We start from the raw sequence: 17,890 nt of genomic DNA, 5'->3' as shown, positions 1-17,890 counted from the left end.
CGCCGCGGCGGTCGCGGCCTCGGTGGTCGCCGTTCTCACCGTCTCGGCGGGTGGAACGCTGGGGGAGTTCGGCGAGGTCGTCGTGACGGTGTCGGCGGCCGGGGTCTTCACGCTGGGTTGGATCGCGGTCGTCGGCCTGCTCATCGTGCTCGTCTACGCCTTCCTGCCGTCGACCCGAGCGGCACGTCTCGCTGTCGGCGATGAGTACTTCGAGGATCCACTCGACCTCGGTTACGAGGACGAATACGTCATCGTCACCGATCTGGACGAGGACGACGAGTACGCCGAGTACTCCGAGGTCGAGGACGACGAATTCGAGGACGGCGAGTACGAGGATGCGGAGTACGACGACGGCGAGTTCGACGACGGTGTTTTCGGGGACGCTGACCTCGCGGACGACGACGCGGAGTACGTCGCCGAGTCGGACCCGGAGGACTCCGATCTCGACGCCGCATCCGGGCGCGCGCCGGTGAAGAACCGCGTGTACGACGATGATCTCGACGTGGCGGACCTCGCCGTCGACGTGGATCACGACCTCCATCCCGGTTCGCACGGGACCTCGCGGCAACGCTGACAGCGCGCTTCCCGGGCGCGCCCCGGCGGCGCCACCCGGCGCGGGCGGCCCAACGTGCGGCGATTAGTCTCGACGACGTGACATCCCCGACGGCACCTGGTCGCACCCCGCTGGTGGTGATGGCGTCGGGCACCGGTTCGCTGCTGGAGTCGCTGATCGCGCGCGCCGGTGACCGGGATGCCCCGTTCCGGGTCGCGGCGATCGTCGTCGACCGCGCGTGCCGGGCGCAGGAGGTCGCGCAGCACCACGACATCCCGCTCATCACCTGCCGTGTCGCCGACCACGCCGACCGTGCGACGTGGGATCGTGCGCTCACCGACGAGGTCGCCGCGATCGACCCGGAATGGGTGGTGACCGCCGGTTTCATGAAGATCCTCGGCCCGGCCTTTCTCGGCCGGTTCGGCGGGCGCGTCGTCAACAGTCATCCAGCGCTGCTGCCCGCGTTCCCGGGCGCCCACGGGGTCGCCGAGGCGCTCGACTACGGCGTCAAGGTCACCGGCGCGACGGTGCATCTGGTCGACGAGGGCGTCGACACCGGCCCGATTCTGGCGCAACAGGTGGTCAGCGTCGTCGACGACGACACCGCCGACACCCTGCACGAGCGAATCAAGACGGTCGAGCGCGTGTTGCTCGCCGACGTGGTGACCGCACTGGTCACCAGAGGAGTAGTCATCGATGGACGAAAGGCCCGCATCCCGTGAACGCACCCAGCTCTGACAGCTCTCGCCGACCGATTCGGCGCGCGCTGGTGAGTGTCTACGACAAGAGCGGTCTCGCCGATCTCGCGACGGCACTGCATGCTGCCGGAGTGGAGATCGTGTCCACCGGGTCCACCGCGAAGACCATCGCCGGCGCGGGCGTGCCGGTCGTGGAGGTGTCCACGCTGACGGGCTTCCCCGAGTGCCTCGACGGCCGCGTCAAGACCCTGCACCCCAAGGTGCACGCGGGCATCCTCGCCGATACCCGTAAGTCCGATCATGTGGCTCAGCTCGACGAACTGGGCGTCGCCGCATTCGATCTCGTCGTCGTCAATCTCTATCCGTTCACCGAAACGGTGGCGTCCGGTGCGACTCCCGACGAGTGCATCGAGCAGATCGACATCGGCGGCCCGTCGATGGTGCGTGGGGCCGCGAAGAACCACCCGTCGGTCGCTGTCGTGGTCGATCCCGATGACTACTCGCTGGTGACCGAGGCCCTCGCGGCCGACGGGTTCTCGCTCGTCGACCGGAAGAAGCTCGCGGCCAAGGCTTTCCGGCACACCGCCGACTATGACGTCGCGGTGGCGTCGTGGATGTCGAGTGTGGTTGCGCCCGAGGACGAGTCGCAGTTCCCGGCGTGGGCCGGTGCGACCTGGACCCGCTCCGCGGTGCTGCGTTACGGCGAGAACCCGCACCAGCCGGCCGCACTGTATGTCGGCAACGCGGGGGCCGGCGGGGTTGCGACCGCCGAGCAGCTCCACGGCAAGGAGATGAGCTACAACAACTACACCGACGCCGACGCCGCGTGGCGCGCCGCCTACGACTTCGATGCCCCGGCGGTCGCGATCATCAAGCACGCCAACCCGTGTGGCATCGCGATCGGCGCCGACATCGCGGAGGCGCATCGCAAGGCGCACGCGTGCGATCCGGTCAGTGCCTACGGCGGCGTGATCGCGGCGAATCGCGAGATCACCGTCGCGATGGCCGAGCAGGTCGCCGAGATCTTCACCGAGGTCATCGTCGCGCCCGGCTTCGCCGACGGCGCGCTCTCGGTGCTGACCCGCAAGAAGAACATCCGCGTCCTGGTGGCCACCCCGCCGGCCGCAACCGGGATCGAGACGAAGCCGGTGTCGGGCGGACTGCTGATGCAGCAGCGCGACGTCCTCGACGCCGACGGTGACAATCCGGCCAACTGGAATCTCGTGGCGGGCCCGCCGGCCGACAACCAGACCCTCGCCGACCTCGAATTCGCCTGGCGGGCATGTCGATCGGTCAAGTCCAACGCCATACTTCTGGCCTCCGACGGGGCGTCGGTCGGCGTCGGGATGGGCCAGGTCAATCGTGTCGACTCCGCACATCTGGCCGTGCAACGCGCCGGCGATCGGGCGGCGGGGAGCGTCGGGGCGTCGGACGCGTTCTTCCCCTTCCCGGACGGACTGCAGGTACTGCTGTCGGCCGGGGTGAAAGCCGTTGCGCAGCCGGGCGGTTCGATTCGCGACAACGAGGTGATCGAGGCGGCCGACGAGGCGGGCGTGACGCTCTACCTCACCGGGGCGCGTCATTTCGCTCACTGAGCTCGCTCTACTGGTCGTCGCCGGTTTCGGCGCCGGCCTGATCGGCTACATCACCGGGCTGGCCTCGATCGTCAGCTATCCCGCACTGCTCGCGGTCGGACTCAGTCCGATCGCGGCCAACGTCACGAACACGGTCGCGCTGGTCGCCGTCGGGGTGGGCAGTACCGCACAGTCGGGACGCTCCCTCCTCGACGGTGACCGCAGGCGGCTGATCATCGGCGCGATCGCCTCGCTCGTCGGCGGCACGGTCGGGGCGGTGCTGTTGCTGTCGACGCCGGCCGAGGCGTTCGAGGCCGTCGTGCCGTTCCTGGTGGCGATCGCCGCGATCGCCCTGCTCGCGCAACCGGTTCTGCGGCGGTGGGCCACCTCGCACGTCGAGCGTCCCTGGGTGTTCATCCTGGGCCTGACGCTGATCTCGGTGTACGGCGGGTACTTCGGGGCGGGCGCCGGCATCATGATCCTCGCCCTGATGCTCGTGGTGACCAGCGAACCACTGTGGCGCGCAGCGTTGTCCAAGTCGTTGTTCCTCGGCATCGCCAACACGATCGCCGCCATCGGTTTCATGATCTGGGGTCCCGTCGACTGGTGGGCGGCGCTCGCCATGGCCGTCGGCTGTCTTGCCGGCGGGTGGTGCGGCCCGCCTGTCGTGAAACGGCTGCCGCCCGGGCCGCTCCGGATCGTGGTCGGGGTGTGCGGGCTCGGGCTCGCGGCGTGGCTCGCGGTCAGCTGACGTCGGCGTGATGAGCAGGCGGTTGTCGTCGGTGTGCCCGCCGCAGCCCCTGCTCCCTGAGGAGCGTCCGGAGCTTGCGGAGGGCGCGTCAGCCCCTGCTCCCTGAGGTGCGTCCGGAGCTTGCGGAGGGCGCGTCAGCCCCTGCTCCCTGAGGTGCGTCCGGAGCTTGCGGAGGGCGCGTCAGCCCCTGCTCCCTGAGGTGCGAGGAGCGCAGCGACGAGCCACGAAGGGTCCGGCGACCGGCAAACTTCAACTCGACCGGCAGACTTCGATCGAGGTCTGGCAGTCGAGTTGAAGTCTGTCGGTCACAAATCGGGGCAGGTATGCGAGACAGACCCGCCAGCCGAGGGTCGGGGCACGCAGCGATGCAGGTCTTTCGTGATCCACTGGGCGCAGTTATCTAAAAAGAACTTCGGCCTGCTGCGCTACCTGACATCGATTTGCCGTAGTCGGAAGTATCGCTCCCCCTGACGGGGCGGCAGCCCATTTGGCTGGTCACGGCGGCCGTCAGGCGGCAGATGGTCCAGGTGCGAGGACGAAGTAGCGGCAAGGGTTTCGCAGTACAGCCCCGTTCCCTGTCCACGATCCGACCGGGAACGGAGCCGACTGCAGTGTCACTGTGGAGTTGTCAAGGGACGGATGCGGTCCCGGGTGTGGCCCGGGTGCGGAAGGTGCTACGCGAAAGTCTGGTGGTCTGTGGCGGCAGCGGTCAGGCGGCGTCGTCGAGTCGCATGGTGCGTCTGTTGTAGGCGGGTAGTGGTCGGCGCTGCGGATCGATGGTCGCGGGTGGGACGAGCCAGGGATGACGGTCGAAACCCATCACGATGTCCCAGCCGTGGTGGTGGACCTGGGTGTGGCAGCGTTGGCAGAGCAGGCAGCCGTTGTCGAGGTCGGTGGGTCCGCCGTCGGCCCACGACTTGATGTGATGCACCTGCGTATGGGACGGCGGTGCACCACATTTGACGCAACACGCGTCGCGCACGATCACTGCTTTGCGTAAGTGTGCCGGATACAACCGACGGGCGTGACCCATCTGCAGCGGTACGCCCTCACGGTCGAGGACGATCTCCGTCAGCGAGCCGTCGCACGACGCTTGTTTCGCGGTGGCATGGCTGACCGATCCGGTCCACGGCAGCGTCGCCAGGTCTCCGGTCGCGGGGATCGTCAGCATCAGTTGCGTGCGTGGGCTTCCGACGGTGTCGAGGGTGGCGCCGATCGCGGCTTGGTCGAGGATCAACTCGAAAGCGTCGGCGCGGCGTTGCTCGGCGGTGCGCCGGTCCTCGGTGCCGTCGGGTTCGGGCCGTGGACAGGACCGTTCGTCGATCATGGCCTGGAACTTCTCGCCGACGATCTGGGTGAGGTCGGCCCGGATTTCGACGCGGCCGTCGTCGGTGGTGTGCGCGTTCACCGAATTCAGCGATGGGTCGTCGGCTGCGGGAACACCGGTGTCGGAGGCATCGACAAGGTTGTTGGCGATCGCGCGAGCATGCTTGAGTACTTGCGTCGGCGCCGCCCCGGACAGTGCCTGGGCGACGAGTTCGAGCTCATACCGTGAGCGCTTGTCGTCGGAAAGCGCCTCACCACATCGTTTCTCGATCTCGTTCATGCCTCGGACGATGGCGTCGACGATCTCGCCGGACAGCTGCCCATCGGCGGCATGACGCGCCAAAGCGGGCAGGTTGGGCAGCGCGTCGACACTGCGCATGGTGCGGAGGGCGGAGGCCGGCGCATGTCCTGACTCGATCAGCAGCTTCTTGGTGGTGCTACCGGCTTTCTGTGCGACTCCGAGAGCGTCGAGTTGCGCTGTGTGCGTCGCGATCTGGTGATCGGCAAGGTTGCGGATCAGGCGCAACGTGTCGAGGGCGTCGAATGTTGCTCTGCCCGTGGGATCGTCGACGGGTGGGGTGGTCTCGATGAGTTGATCGAGGAAAGTGGCGAGCTCTGGCATGACTCCAAGGTACCGGAACGTGCGTTCGATTTCGAGGAAATTCCACAAGCCGAGAACCGCGAATTCATCGACTGTGCAGCGTGTTTCGTCTTTTGTGCGTCGATTCGCGTTGAGTGGGCGTGGATTGTTGACAGAGGTGTACTCCAGTCACACTCGTCCCGCATTTCGGTTCACGTTCGATCGGATTGATTGCGAGCGGTTTTGAGTTCGACCTTGGTGTAGACCCTTCGAGGCTCGTCGCTTGCGCCCGTCGCGCCTCAGGGGACGGAGGGGGTCGGTGCTTGCGCTTCTCCCGTCTCGGGGAGCGGGGGAGGGTTCGTTTCTTGCACCTCAGGGAGTACGACCTGGCGGCCGTCGTGGACTACGAAAGATCTCCAGGTAGCGAGCTTGCCAGCGTCACGGGGGGTTTCGTAGCCTCCGTCGCCAGGACCCTTCGTGACGCGCCCTCCGCAAGCTCCAGGCGCTCCTCAGGGAGCAGGGCTTAAGCGCCCTCCGCGAGCTCCAGGCGCACCTCAGGGACCAGCGGTTTTGCGGTTCTTTCGGATCAGGGAGCAGGGGCTGACGCCCTCCGCAAGCTCCGGACGCTCCTCCGGGCGGGCGAATGAGGCTGTAGCTCTTCTGGATCAGGGAGCGTGGAGTATCTCGTTGCCTACGCTTCCCGCACCTAGCGGCGCGGAGGCGCCTGTCGTGCACCTCGGTCGCAAAGGGTTTGTCGCTTAGGGCGGCTGGATGTATGTGAGATTCTGGCTGATCGGGGGTGTGAAGAGATGACGAACAGCAACACGGTGCGGTCGGGTGGCGATGACGCCGGTGGCGAGACACGTTCGAGACTCTTCGGTTTCGAGTACGACGGGGCCGGTCACCGCGCGGAGGTCCTCGACTACTCCGGATGTGATGTGACGAAGGTGATCTCGGACGCGGATTACTTCTTCACCGATCAGGACAAGTTGTGGTCGCTCGCTGTCGGCGACGATCGAGCCGACCATGAGCGATTGGTGTGGCTGTCGGGGTACGACTATCGGGAGCCCGCTCGAACACGGGTCGAGCGGGCAGGGCGAGCCGAGATGCAACTGCGATATCTAGCCTCCCGCTCCGCAGAGTCACGACCGGTGGTGCTTCCCGACGGCCTGCGACTCATCCGCATGTTTCCCGAGTGGGGCGCCGGACCACTCTGGGAGAACTTCACCGAGAACTACCCCGCCGACCCATTGCGCCTGGGCCTCGACCCCGAGCTGGCATCGGAGCTCACCGAGTGGAACGACGTGTGGAACGCGCGTCCACACGACGCCGACCTCGACGACGAACCCGGATGGACAGCCGCCGGAATCGCGCTACACGCTCGCGTCCAGTCCGCGCTGGCCGGCGTCGCCGAGGTGGCCGCGCAGTTCGTGTTCTAGGCAACTTCCACACGGACGCGACCAGCGAAACCCCACGCCACAAGCACATCGCGCCGGATTCGTATGCATCCGGCGGGAGTTTTCCTCTCGGAGAGGAAAACTCTGGTCGCCGGGGTTCGCGATGTCTAGACATGCACGGTGACCTTGTTTGTGGACATCACCCCGGACGAAGCGGGTGGTGGGGCGGAGCGCACGTCGCCCGGCGGTTCGTCTCGCGCGCGATCACTGTTGACCCGGGTGGGACTCCCGTTGCTCTCGGTGGTGCTGTTCGCCGCGGTGTGGCAGGTCGTCGCCGTCAGCGGGATCTGGAGTGAGACCTTCGTGCCGCGCCTGGGCACCGTGTGGCAGGCCTTCGTCGACATGTCCACGACGCACGACGGAATCCGCGGCTATGCCGACTATTACTGGTGGGAACACCTGTACATGACGCTACGCCGGGTCTTCGCAGGTGTGGCGATCGGCGTGATCCTCGGCGTGCTGCTCGGTCTGGCGATGGGAACGGTGGGGTGGTTCCGACGCCCGCTCGAACCGTGGCTGACGTTCCTGCGCGCTCTACCGCCGCTGGCCTACTTCTTCCTGTTGGTCATCTGGCTCGGCATCGACGAGGCGCCGAAGATCACGCTGCTGGCATTGGCCGCGCTACCGCCCGCGGCGGTGGCGACCACCGCCGCCGTCAGTGCCGCGCCGGTGAGTCTCATCGAGGCGGCGCGCGCGCTCGGGGCCTCGCGGTCCGAGGTGATCCGCGACGTCGTCGTACCGTCGGCGCTGCCCGAGACCTTCACCGGCGTACGGCTTTCGGTCGGCATCGCGTATTCCTCCGTGGTCGCGGCCGAGCTGTTCAACGGCATTCCCGGAATCGGTGGCGTGGTCAAGGACGCCAGCAACTACAACAACACCCCCGTCGTCCTGGTCGGCATCATCGCCATCGGTCTGTCCGGACTGATCATCGACGGGCTCCTACGAACAATCGAGCACCGAGTGGTGCCGTGGCGCGGAAAGGCCTGAAAGACATGACAATCACACGCAAGAGGGCCGGTTCGTACCGGCTGCGCCGGTCGCGCTTCGGTGCGGTGCTCGGGATGATCGCCGCAGTGGCGCTGGTGCTCGCCGGTTGCTCGGTCGACAACTCCGGAGACGACAGCAAGCCGACGATCCGGCTTGCCTACCAGTCGTTCCCGAGCGGCGACCTGATCGTCAAGAACAACGGGTGGTTCGAAGAAGCGCTGCCGGACTACAACATCAAGTGGACCAAGTTCGACTCCGGTGCCGACATCAATACCGCGTTCGTCGCCAAAGAGGTCGACTTCGCCGCCATCGGGTCCAGCCCCGTGGCCCGCGGACTGTCCGCGCCGCTGAACATCCCGTACCAGGTGGCCTTCGTGCTCGACGTCGCCGGCGACAACGAGGCCCTTGTCGCGCGCAACGGAACCGGCATCGAGACCGTCGCCGATCTCAAAGGCAAGCGGGTCGCGACAGCGTTCGCGTCCACCGCTCACTACAGCCTGCTCGCCGCCCTGAACCAGGCCGGCGTGAACCCGAAGGACGTGGACCTGATCGATCTGCAGCCGCAGGCCTCGCTGGCGGCCTGGCAGCGAGGCGACGTCGACGCGGTCTACACCTGGTTGCCCACGCTCGACGAATTGCGCCAGGACGGAACGACTCTCATCGCCAGCCGGCAGTTGGCCACCGCGGGCAAGCCCACGCTCGACCTCGGTGTGGTCTCCAGTGAGTTCGCGACGGCGAACCCGGAGGTCGTGAACACCTGGCGGCAGGTCCAGGCCCGCGCGCTCAACCTGATCAAGGACGACCCGCAGGCCGCTGCCGACGCCGTCGCCGCGCAGCTGGGCACGACCCCGGAAGATGCGGCCAACCAGTTGAGGCAGGGCACCTTCCTCACCGTCGCGGAGCTGACCAGTCCGACGTGGCTCGGTACCCAGGGCAACCCGGGCAATCTCTCCGAGAACCTGCACAGCGCGGCGGTGTTCCTCGCCGAGCAGCAGCAGATCCCGGCCGCACCGCCGATCGAGACCTTCCGCGAGGCCATCTACACAGAGGGATTGCCGGGTGTCCTCGAACAGCAGTAGTCCGCCGGACCGACCCGAGGGGCGCCGCGGCTCGATCCGTCTGCACAACGTGTCCCAGAGGTACGGGACAGGTGCTGACGCCGTGACCGCGGTCGGCCCGGTCGACCTGGACGTCCCGCCGGGCGAGTTCCTGGTGCTGGTGGGTGCTTCCGGATGCGGCAAGTCCACCCTCCTGCGACTGATCGCCGGGTTCGAACCCGCGACGGCGGGGAGGGTGGAGGTGTCTGGAGCCGCCCCGGTGCCCGGGGTGACCTCCGGGGTCGTCTTCCAGCAACCGCGCCTGTTCCCGTGGAAGACGGTGGGCGGCAACGTCGATCTCGCGCTCAAGTATGCGAAGGTCCCCAAGTCCGAACGGGCGGCACGCCGCGCCGAACTCCTCGACCGCGTCGGTCTGGACGACACCGCCGGCCGGCGCATCTGGGAGATCTCCGGCGGGCAACAGCAGCGCGTGGCCATCGCCCGTGCGCTGGCGGCCGATACGCCGTTGTTGCTGCTCGACGAGCCGTTCGCGGCGCTGGACGCACTGACTCGGGAACGGTTGCAGGAGGATGTGCGGGCGGTGAGCGCGGACAGCGGACGCACCAACGTCTTCGTCACCCACAGCGCCGACGAGGCCGCGTTCCTGGGGAGTCGGATCATCGTGCTCACCAAGCGACCGGGACGGATCGCACTGGACCTCACCTCGACGTTGCCGCGCACCGGCGTCGAACCCGACGAACTGCGCGGTTCACCCGAATACGCCGCCCTGCGCGCCGAGATCGGTGCCGCGGTGAAGGAGGCCGCCGTGAAAGATGCCGAGGTGAAGGACGTCGCGGTCGCATGAGTGGCCGGACCTTTTCCTCAGCGTGGGCTCAACCCTGTCCGGTGGCGCGGCGGGCGGTTAGAAAGTGGGGGTGTCCTCCGTTCCAGCGTCGTCCGCCACCGCAGTGGCTTCGACTCGGCTCGTCGACCTCGACGCGCTCCTTCGTCGCTTGCTCGGCCCGGCGGCTCCGCTCCTCGCCGGCTCAACCAGCGGAAATACGCGAGGCGCGTTCGGTTCGGTCAGCGGACACCAGGGCACCCTCCACTCGATGAACTGGGCGGACGGATCGCACCACGGTTCGCCGCCGGCGCACCCCGCTCCGACCCCCGCCTGCATCGACCTGGAGAACAATCCTCATGACCACCACCTCTCACCCCGTCGCCACCACGCACCGTCCTGACGCCGGAACCATCTCCGGCGGAGTCGAATTCGACATCGACGAGTTCGGCCCGAGTTTCGGCGCCGAGATCCGCGGCGTCGACGTCGCGTCCGCTTCCGATGCGCAGGTCGCCGCGCTTCGGCAGGCGCTGATCGACTACAAGGTCATCGTCCTGCGCGATCAGCACCTCGACGACGCGGCGCACATCCGGTTCGGAAACCGGCTGGGAGACCTGACCTTCGGGCATCCGGTGTGGAACAGCGGCGACGTCCCCGGCGAGGTCTACTCGCTCGACAGCGCCGACAACGGCTTCGCCGACGTGTGGCACACCGATGTCACCTTCATGCCGCGTCCGCCGATGGGCTCGATCCTGCGTCCGGTTGTGTTACCGCGCAACGGCGGTGACACCAACTGGGCGGACGCCGAGCTCGCGTACCAGTCGCTGTCGGAACCGGTCCGGCGGATGATCGACGGACTCAGCGCGGTACACGACGGCAACCGCGAATTCGGCTACTACCTCAAGCAACGACGCAACGGCCGCGGCAACACCTGGGACGGTGAGGAGGTCACCGAGCTGGTGCCGGTCACCCACCCGGTGGTGCGCATCCATCCCGAGACGGGCCGGAAGTCGTTGTTCGTCAATCCCGGTTTCACGTCGCACATCGACGGCGTCTCCGAGGCGGAGAGCCGCGGCATCCTCGACCTGCTCTACGCACACCTCACCAAGCCCGAACACATCGTCCGGCACCGTTGGCGTCTCGGCGATCTCGTCCTCTGGGACAACCGGAACACGCTGCACTACGCGAACCGCGACTACGGCGACGCCCGCCGGGTGATGCACCGGATCACCCTGCGCGGCGAGGCGCCCATCGGACCTGCCTGACCGCAACCTCCCGACGATCCCGAACTCCCACCATCGGCCACCCGGCCGGCGGTGGGAGTTCTCGTATGCCGCTCAGTGCGTCGTCCACGAGCCGGGACCAGCTTATTCAACCGAGGGGTTGACAAGGTCGACGATCCGGCGCACCATCGTATTCAACCAAACGGTTGAGGAGGTCGGATGGCAGACGAGTTGTCCAAGGTGTTCGCCGCACTCGCGGACCCGACGCGGCGCGACATGGTTGCGCGGCTGGCGGTCTCGGATGCGACGGTCAGCCAACTCGCCGAACCGTACGACGTCAGCATCCAGGCCGTCTCGAAGCACCTGAAGGTGCTGCAGGATGCCGGCCTGGTGACCCGAACCCGGGAGGCCCAAACCCGTCCGGTCCATCTGGAAGCAGAGGTGTTCGACCTCATGACCACATGGATCGAGCGGTACCGGAAGCGGGCGGAGGAGCGCTACCAGCGCCTCGACGCGTTGCTCGCCGAGATGAACGACGGCCCCGAGGCCCAGCATCCGACGGTGTCGGACCCCGAGGTCGAACAACCACTCCACAAGGAAGGAAAGGTGTCATGACCGCAACGCAGACCCGCTATCCCGAGGCCGCCATCGAGGCCGACAAAGAGGTCCCCCTCATCCGGATCACCCGCGACTTCCGCGGAACTCCCGCCCAGCTGATGAAGGCCCACACCGACCCCGAACTCTTCGTCCGGTGGGTCGGGCCGGACGCGATCAGCAGCCGGGTCATCGAGTGGGATGTCCGCGACGGCGGCAGCTGGAGCTATGTCTCCACCCACGAGGGGCAGGAGTTCGGATTCCGCGGGTGCTTCCACACCGTGGGCGAAGACAAGATCGTGCAGACGTTCACCTTCCTCGACATGCCCGATGCGGTGTCGCTGGAGACCCTGTGGTTCGAGGATCTGGGCGACGGCACGACGCGGCTCCACGCCCAATCCCTGTGCGACAGCTTCGAAGCGCGCGACGGTTGGCTCGCCTCGGGCATGGAGGTCGGCGTGAACGAGGGATACGCCGCACTCGACCGCATGCTCACCGAGGGCGAGATCTGATCGTGTCCGGCGTGACCCTGCCGGAACTGGATGCATCGTCGCGTCACCGAGAGGTGGCCTCCGACTTCGCGGAGGCCATCGCCGACGTCCGCGACTGGGAGGCGCCCACGCCGGTCGACGGGTGGGTGGCACGCGACGTCGTGGCCCACCTCGTCGACTGGTTCACCGGCTTCCTCACCGCCGGTGGGGTGGCCCTGCCCGCGGGACCCGCTGTCGCCGACGACCCGGCCGGGGCGTGGTCACAGCACGCCGCCTCGGTGCAGGCACTCCTCGACGGACCGACCGCCGAGGACACGTTCACCCACCCGATGGCGGGCGAGCATCGACTCGTCGAGGCAATCGACCGGTTCTACACCGCCGACGTGTACATGCACACGTGGGATCTCGCCCGATCCCAGGGCGTCACCCCCGACCTCGACCCCGGATTCGCCGGACAACTGCTCGAGGGCATGGCGTCCATCGACGACATCCTCCGCAATTCGGGTCAGTACGGTCCGAAGGTCGAGGTGGACGCCGATGCCGACCCGGTGAGTCGCCTCATGGGATTCATCGGCCGGGACCCGCGGTGGACGCCGGCGACGAGGAGTGATGACGAGCACGCGCTCGACAACGCGGAGTAGCCTCGATGAGGTGCCAGACGACAACTTCACCACGCATGGCTCCCAGTCGACCGAAACCCGGCATCCGTCACCCCGAACCCTGGGTGAACTGCGTGCCAGCGGTCACGTGCAGCGCAGTGTGCGCGACGAGATCCGCAACAACCTCCTGTCCGCACTCCGCGAGGGGCGCGACCCCTGGCCGGGCATCGTGGGCTTCGAGGCGACCGTCATCCCGCAGTTGGAACGGGCGCTGATCGCCGGCCACGACGTCGTCATGCTCGGCGAGCGCGGCCAGGGCAAGACCCGCATCCTGCGCACCCTCGTCGGGCTCCTCGACGAGTGGACGCCGGTCATCGCGGGTTCCGAGCTGGCCGAGCATCCCTACGAACCCATCACCCCCGGGTCGATTCGGAAGGCCGCCAACCTGCTCGACGATCTGCCGATCGAGTGGCGTCACCGTTCGCAGCGCTACAGCGAGAAGCTGGCCACGCCGGACACCTCCGTGGCCGACCTCGTCGGTGACATCGACCCGATGAAGGTCGCCGAGGGTCGCAGCCTCGGCGACCCGGAGACGATCCACTTCGGGCTCATCCCGCGCTCGCACCGCGGCATCGTGGCCATCAACGAGCTGCCCGACCTCGCCGAGCGCATCCAGGTGTCGATGCTGAACGTGATGGAGGAGCGCGACATCCAGGTCCGCGGGTACACCCTGCGACTGCCGCTCGACGTCCTGGTGATGGCCAGTGCCAACCCCGAGGACTACACCAACCGCGGCCGGATCATCACCCCGCTCAAGGACCGCTTCGGCGCCGAGATCCGGACGCACTACCCGCTCGAGCTCGACGACGAGGTGTCGGTGATCGAGCAGGAGGCGGATCTGACCGCCAGCGTCCCGACCTTCATCACCGAGATCCTGGCGCGGTTCACCCGCTACGCCCGTGACCACCCGTCGATCGACCAGCGATCGGGAGTTTCCGCCCGCTTCTCGATCGCCGGTGCCGAAACCGTTGCGGCCGCGGCGCTTCACCGGGCGACGGTGACGGGCGAGGACCAGGCGGTGGCACGCGTGGTCGATCTCGAGTCGGTGATCGAGGTGCTGCGCGGCAAGATCGAGTTCGAGTCCGGCGAAGAGGGCCGGGAACTCGAGATCCTCGAGCACCTGATGCGCAAGTCCATCGCCGACGCGGTGCGTGCCCACCTCGGCGGCGTCGACATGGCGCCGCTCGTCGCCGCCCTCGAGAACGGCGAACCGGTGGTCACCGGCGACCGGGTGCGTGCCGACGACCTGCTGGGTTCCATCCCGTCGCCGGACACCACGTCCGGCGTTCTCGACCAGATCGCCGAGCGCCTCGAAGCGGACTCGGACGGGGAGCGTGCCAGCGCGGTCGAGCTAGCGCTCGAGGGACTCTTCCTCGCCCGACGGATCGGCAAGGAGGCCGACGAGACCGGGCAGACCATCTACGGGTGACCCTTCGTGGCTCGCTTCGCTCGCACCTCAGGGGGCAGGGGCTCGCTGCGAGAGCGAGAGTGCAGGAACCGCCTTTGCTCCCTGAGGTGCGAGGAGCGTTAGCGACGAGCCACGAAGGGTTCGCGACAAACGAGGAGAACACATGGCGCGCAAGAGCTTTCACCGTTCGCGCTACCAGCGGTACAGCGGCGGCCCCGATCCGCTCGCGCCGCCGGTCGATCTGCGCGAGGCGTTGGAGACGATCGGCGACGATGTCATGGCCGGCGCGTCGCCGCAGCGGGCGCTCCGAGAACTGCTGCGTCGCGGGACACCGAACATGCGCGGACTCGACAAGTTGCGCGAGCAGATCAACCGTCGCCGGCAGGAACTGCTGAAAAAGCGCAACCTCGACGGCACCTTCGCCGAGATCCGCGAACTCCTCGACCGTGCGGTACTCGAGGAGCGCAAGCAACTCGCGCGTGATCTCGACGACGACGCCCGCTTCGCCGAGATGCAGATCGGGAGTCTGCCGCCGTCGACCGCCCAGGCCGTCGAAGAACTGTCGGAGTACAACTGGCGCAGTCCGCAGGCGCGTGAGGACTACGACAAGATCAAGGACTTGCTCGGCCGGGAATTGCTCGACCAGCGCTTCGCCGGCATGAAGGAAGCGCTCGAGGGGGCGAACGAGCAGGATCGGCAACGAATCTCGGAGATGCTCGGCGACCTCAACGAGCTCCTCGCCGCGCACAACCGGGGCGAGGACACCACCGAGGCATTCGACGAGTTCATGGCCAAGCACGGTGAGTTCTTCCCGGAGAACCCGCGCAACACCGAGGAACTCATCGATTCCCTCGCCCAGCGCGCGGCCGCGGCCCAACAGTTCTACAACTCGCTGACCCCCGAGCAGCGCGCCGAGCTCGACCAGCTGGCGCAGCAGGCGTTCGGGTCGCCGGACCTCATGAACCAACTGGCGCAGATGGATTCGCAGCTCCGGGCGGCTCGACCGGGTCTGGACTGGGACGACGCGCAGTCGTTCTCCGGCGACCAGCCGATGGGACTGGGCGAGGGGGCCGCGGCACTACGCGACATCTCCGAACTCGAGGCGCTCTCCGAGCAGCTGTCACAGCAGTATGCCGGCGCGCAGATGGACGACATCGATCTCGACGCGCTCGCCCGGCAGCTCGGCGGCGACGCGGCGGTCGACGCGAGAATGCTGGCCGAGCTCGAGAAGGCGCTGTCCGAGCAGGGCTTCTTCGACCGCACCGCAGACGGTCAGCTCCGGCTGAGTCCGAAAGCGATGCGCCAGCTCGGTCAGTCGATCTTCCGCGACATCGCCGAGCAGCTGTCGGGCCGCCGGGGCGATCGCCAGACCCGCCAGACCGGACTGCTCGGCGAGCCGACCGGCGCTTCCCGGGAGTGGGAATTCGGCGACACCGACCCCTGGGACGTCACCCGGACCGTGTCGAATGCGTTGCTGCGCACCGTGTCCGAGACACACGAACCGGCGCTCGCGACGTCGGAGATGGCGCGATCGGGAGTGCGTATCGACGTCCGCGACGTCGAGGTCTCGGAGACCGAGAGTCGTACGCAGGCAGCGGTGGTCTTGCTCGTGGACACGTCCTTCTCTATGGAGATGGAGGGCCGCTGGACGCCGATGAAGCGCACCGCGATCGCCCTCAATCATCTGATCTCCACACGCTTCCGCAGCGACGAACTCCACCTCATCGCGTTCGGAAGGTATGCGCGGTTGATCGACATCGCCGAGCTCACCGGTCTGCAACCGCGGATGGAGCAGGGGACCAACCTGCATCACGCACTGTTGCTCGCCCAGCGGCACCTCCGGCGGTTCCCGAATGCGCAGCCGGTGGTCCTCGTGGTCACCGACGGAGAGCCGACCGCGCATCTCGATCCGAGTGGGGAACCGTTCTTCTTCTATCCGCCGCACCCGCAGACCATCGCGCTGACGGTTCGGGAACTCGACCATGTCGCGCGAATCGGCGCCCAGGTCACGTTCTTCCGTCTCGGCGAGGATCCCGGGCTGGCCCACTTCATGGATCAGATCGCCCGCCGGATCGGCGGACGCGTGGTGGCGCCGGACGTCGACGGTCTCGGCGCCGCCGTGGTCGGCGACTATCTGCGGGCCCGGAAGGGGCGTCGGCGCGGCTGATCGACGCCCCGTCGATGAGCGCCGCGGCGACGTCGGCGCGAATGTGTCGGCGCGAGAATGTCAGACGGTCTTCGGCTTTCGGCCGGCGATGATCCAGAGCACGATGCCCACCAGTGCGAGCAGGCCGCCGAATCCACCGCCGACGACTGCGAGCAGCAGGCCGCCGACACCGCTGAGGATGCCGGACGCGTCGATGGATGCGACGACGGCCGGCGAATCGCACTGGAACGAGTAGGTGCCGGATTCCACGACCTCGAACGAATCGAACGATTCGACCCCGGAACCGTCGAAGGTGAACTCGGTCGTCGAGTTCGTACCCGACGCCAGCGCAGCGGGACCGGTGATCTCGCAGGCGGGTACGCCGTTCGTGCTGCTGCTGAACAACTGGAACTCGTCACCGGCGTCGTAGTACTGCTCGGCGGTGGGGTTGACCTCGAACGCCTTGTCGGCCACGTTCCCGATACCGGCGATCGCCATGACCACCCCGACGGTGACCGACAGGACCAGGATCAGCACACCGAGCAGGGTCAGGATCTTGCCCCACCGTCGCAACCCGGCCCGGTCCTTGCGCGGGGCGGGCGGCGGCGGGTAGCCCGGGTACGCGGGTTGTCCGTAGCCGCCCGATGGCGGGTGACCGCTGCCGGGGAAGGGCGACTGCTGATGGTTCGGTTGGCCGTACGGGGACTGGCCCGGATCGTAGGGCTGACTCATGTTCGCCTCCGATGTACGCCGGTCGGCCGTCCCGCCCGGACGTGTTGGATTATGCCGCTCGGCCGGGTCTTTCGTCGGGCAGTTGGCCGGAGGGCGTCGTCGGTGCGAGGTACCGGCCCGACGACTCCTCGGGGTCGTCTCCGGGGAAAGATCAGGGTGGTCGTGCCGGACTCGGACAACTAGGGTTTCCAGACGTGACCCAACCCGGCGATTCACCGATGCCCGACGACCGGCGTGCCCGACTCCGCGCTGCGGATGCGGACCGCGAACTGGTCCACGAGATCCTCTCCGCCGCCATGGCGCACGGCAGCCTGTCTCCGGTCGAGTACGAGGAGCGAGCCGGAAAAGCGGTCCTCGCCAAGACCTTTGGTGACCTCGACGCCCTGACCGACGATCTCCCGGTGGCACAGCTCGGCGTCGCCATGCCTGCGGCCAGCCTGTCCCCGGGCCCGCGGGTGACGGGCGGCAGCGCGGACACGGCCGTCCGCCACCGGTTGGCCATCATGTCCGGGAGCGAGCTGTCCGGGACGGCGGTGGTCGCTGATCAACTCACCGCCACCGCCATCATGGGCGGGGTCGAACTGGACCTTCGCGAGGTGGAGTTCACCGCGCCGGTGCTGACGGTCCAGTGCGTGGCGATCATGGGCGGGGTCGAGATCAAGATGCCCGACGGAGTGACCGTCGAGATCGGGGGACTGGGCATCATGGGCGGATTCAGCGGGCGGTCGCAGAAGGCGTCCCGGCCCGGCGCGCCGGTGGTACGGGTGACCGGACTGGCGCTGATGGGCGGCGTCGACGTCAAGTACGTGCCCCGGGAGGAGCCCGACGCCTGA

Annotated in this window: 16 protein-coding genes and 1 pseudogene; 15 read left to right on the top strand and 2 right to left on the bottom strand. The window is 67.6% G+C overall.

Annotated features, from left to right (window positions below; genetic code table 11):
* From A9310_RS08765 to A9310_RS08750, 4 genes and pseudogenes are all read left to right on the top strand, one after another.
* Positions 1-574, top strand: a pseudogene (locus A9310_RS08765) (hypothetical protein); the annotation flags it as partial.
* A 77-nt stretch (positions 575-651) separates the two neighbouring features.
* Positions 652-1,275 carry a phosphoribosylglycinamide formyltransferase gene (purN, locus tag A9310_RS08760; protein WP_065630239.1) on the top strand — a complete coding sequence of 208 codons (624 nt, stop codon included), beginning with the start codon at positions 652-654 and terminating at the stop codon, positions 1,273-1,275.
* Positions 1,272-2,846 carry a bifunctional phosphoribosylaminoimidazolecarboxamide formyltransferase/IMP cyclohydrolase gene (purH, locus tag A9310_RS08755; RefSeq protein ID WP_065630238.1) on the top strand — a complete coding sequence of 525 codons (1,575 nt, stop codon included), beginning with the start codon at positions 1,272-1,274 and terminating at the stop codon, positions 2,844-2,846. The genes purN and purH overlap by 4 nt, the downstream gene beginning before the upstream one ends.
* Complete coding sequence (locus A9310_RS08750; RefSeq protein ID WP_083207312.1) at positions 2,833-3,576, top strand: sulfite exporter TauE/SafE family protein; 744 nt, start codon at positions 2,833-2,835, stop codon at positions 3,574-3,576. Before purH ends, A9310_RS08750 begins: the two co-directional genes overlap by 14 nt.
* A 709-nt stretch (positions 3,577-4,285) precedes the next feature.
* On the opposite strand, the gene A9310_RS08745 is transcribed toward A9310_RS08750, so the two are convergent.
* Positions 4,286-5,524 (bottom strand): HNH endonuclease signature motif containing protein, encoded by a 1,239-nt coding sequence (locus A9310_RS08745; RefSeq protein ID WP_065630236.1) that lies wholly within the window; start codon positions 5,522-5,524, stop codon positions 4,286-4,288.
* Between the two features lie 767 nt (positions 5,525-6,291).
* Here A9310_RS08745 and A9310_RS25075 point away from each other — a divergent pair.
* The 10 genes from A9310_RS25075 to A9310_RS08695 all read left to right on the top strand — a co-directional run bounded on the left by A9310_RS25075 (position 6,292) and on the right by A9310_RS08695 (position 16,346).
* Complete coding sequence (locus A9310_RS25075) at positions 6,292-6,921, top strand: hypothetical protein (protein WP_083207311.1); 630 nt, start codon at positions 6,292-6,294, stop codon at positions 6,919-6,921.
* Positions 6,922-7,059: 138 nt separating this feature from the next.
* Positions 7,060-7,926: an ABC transporter permease gene (locus tag A9310_RS08735; RefSeq protein WP_065630235.1), complete on the top strand. Its 867-nt coding sequence runs from the start codon at positions 7,060-7,062 to the stop codon at positions 7,924-7,926.
* Positions 7,927-7,931: 5 nt separating this feature from the next.
* On the top strand, positions 7,932-9,005 hold the full coding sequence (locus tag A9310_RS08730; protein WP_065630250.1) for an ABC transporter substrate-binding protein: 1,074 nt from the start codon (positions 7,932-7,934) through the stop codon (positions 9,003-9,005).
* Positions 8,986-9,828 carry an ABC transporter ATP-binding protein gene (locus tag A9310_RS08725; RefSeq protein WP_065630234.1) on the top strand — a complete coding sequence of 281 codons (843 nt, stop codon included), beginning with the start codon at positions 8,986-8,988 and terminating at the stop codon, positions 9,826-9,828. The genes A9310_RS08730 and A9310_RS08725 overlap by 20 nt, the downstream gene beginning before the upstream one ends.
* 335 nt (positions 9,829-10,163) lie before the next feature.
* Positions 10,164-11,069: a TauD/TfdA family dioxygenase gene (locus A9310_RS08720; protein ID WP_065630233.1), complete on the top strand. Its 906-nt coding sequence runs from the start codon at positions 10,164-10,166 to the stop codon at positions 11,067-11,069.
* A gap of 177 nt (positions 11,070-11,246) precedes the next feature.
* The gene (locus A9310_RS08715) at positions 11,247-11,642 is read left to right on the top strand and encodes a helix-turn-helix transcriptional regulator (protein ID WP_065630232.1); all 396 of its coding nucleotides are present in this window, start codon (positions 11,247-11,249) and stop codon (positions 11,640-11,642) included.
* On the top strand, positions 11,639-12,133 hold the full coding sequence (locus A9310_RS08710) for an SRPBCC domain-containing protein (protein WP_065630231.1): 495 nt from the start codon (positions 11,639-11,641) through the stop codon (positions 12,131-12,133). Before A9310_RS08715 ends, A9310_RS08710 begins: the two co-directional genes overlap by 4 nt.
* Before the next feature lie 11 nt (positions 12,134-12,144).
* Positions 12,145-12,753, top strand: coding sequence for a maleylpyruvate isomerase N-terminal domain-containing protein (locus A9310_RS08705; RefSeq protein WP_065630249.1), 609 nt, complete (start codon positions 12,145-12,147; stop codon positions 12,751-12,753).
* Positions 12,722-14,200, top strand: a complete 1,479-nt coding sequence (locus tag A9310_RS08700; protein WP_058251515.1) for a sigma 54-interacting transcriptional regulator — start codon at positions 12,722-12,724, stop codon at positions 14,198-14,200. The genes A9310_RS08705 and A9310_RS08700 overlap by 32 nt, the downstream gene beginning before the upstream one ends.
* Positions 14,201-14,342: 142 nt before the next feature.
* The gene (locus tag A9310_RS08695; RefSeq protein ID WP_065630230.1) at positions 14,343-16,346 is read left to right on the top strand and encodes a VWA domain-containing protein; all 2,004 of its coding nucleotides are present in this window, start codon (positions 14,343-14,345) and stop codon (positions 16,344-16,346) included.
* A gap of 60 nt (positions 16,347-16,406) precedes the next feature.
* Here the strand turns inward: A9310_RS08695 and A9310_RS08690 are convergent, their stop codons facing one another.
* Entirely contained in the window at positions 16,407-17,057 is a 651-nt protein-coding gene (locus tag A9310_RS08690) for a hypothetical protein (protein ID WP_065630229.1), read from the bottom strand.
* 194 nt (positions 17,058-17,251) lie between these two features.
* Here A9310_RS08690 and A9310_RS08685 point away from each other — a divergent pair, with 194 nt between their 5' ends.
* Positions 17,252-17,890, top strand: coding sequence for a DUF1707 domain-containing protein (locus A9310_RS08685; RefSeq protein ID WP_175401102.1), 639 nt, complete (start codon positions 17,252-17,254; stop codon positions 17,888-17,890).

This window comes from Gordonia sp. UCD-TK1 (genome assembly GCF_001691435.1).
Taxonomy (GTDB): domain Bacteria; phylum Actinomycetota; class Actinomycetes; order Mycobacteriales; family Mycobacteriaceae; genus Gordonia; species Gordonia hongkongensis.
The sequence above is the reverse complement of the archived record's forward strand: the minus strand, read 5'-3'. Positions and strand labels throughout refer to the sequence as shown.

Bases quoted from the DNA above. Each gene is read 5' to 3' on its own strand.
- A9310_RS08745 (WP_065630236.1), bottom strand. From the start codon at position 5,524: ATGCCAGAGCTCGCCACTTTCCTCGATCAACTCATCGAGACCACCCCA.
- A9310_RS25075 (WP_083207311.1), top strand. From the start codon at position 6,292: ATGACGAACAGCAACACGGTGCGGTCGGGTGGCGATGACGCCGGTGGC.
- A9310_RS08730 (WP_065630250.1), top strand. From the start codon at position 7,932: ATGACAATCACACGCAAGAGGGCCGGTTCGTACCGGCTGCGCCGGTCG.
- A9310_RS08720 (WP_065630233.1), top strand. From the start codon at position 10,164: ATGACCACCACCTCTCACCCCGTCGCCACCACGCACCGTCCTGACGCC.
- A9310_RS08715 (WP_065630232.1), top strand. From the start codon at position 11,247: ATGGCAGACGAGTTGTCCAAGGTGTTCGCCGCACTCGCGGACCCGACG.
- A9310_RS08710 (WP_065630231.1), top strand. From the start codon at position 11,639: ATGACCGCAACGCAGACCCGCTATCCCGAGGCCGCCATCGAGGCCGAC.
- A9310_RS08700 (WP_058251515.1), top strand. From the start codon at position 12,722: ATGACGAGCACGCGCTCGACAACGCGGAGTAGCCTCGATGAGGTGCCA.
- A9310_RS08695 (WP_065630230.1), top strand. From the start codon at position 14,343: ATGGCGCGCAAGAGCTTTCACCGTTCGCGCTACCAGCGGTACAGCGGC.
- A9310_RS08690 (WP_065630229.1), bottom strand. From the start codon at position 17,057: ATGAGTCAGCCCTACGATCCGGGCCAGTCCCCGTACGGCCAACCGAAC.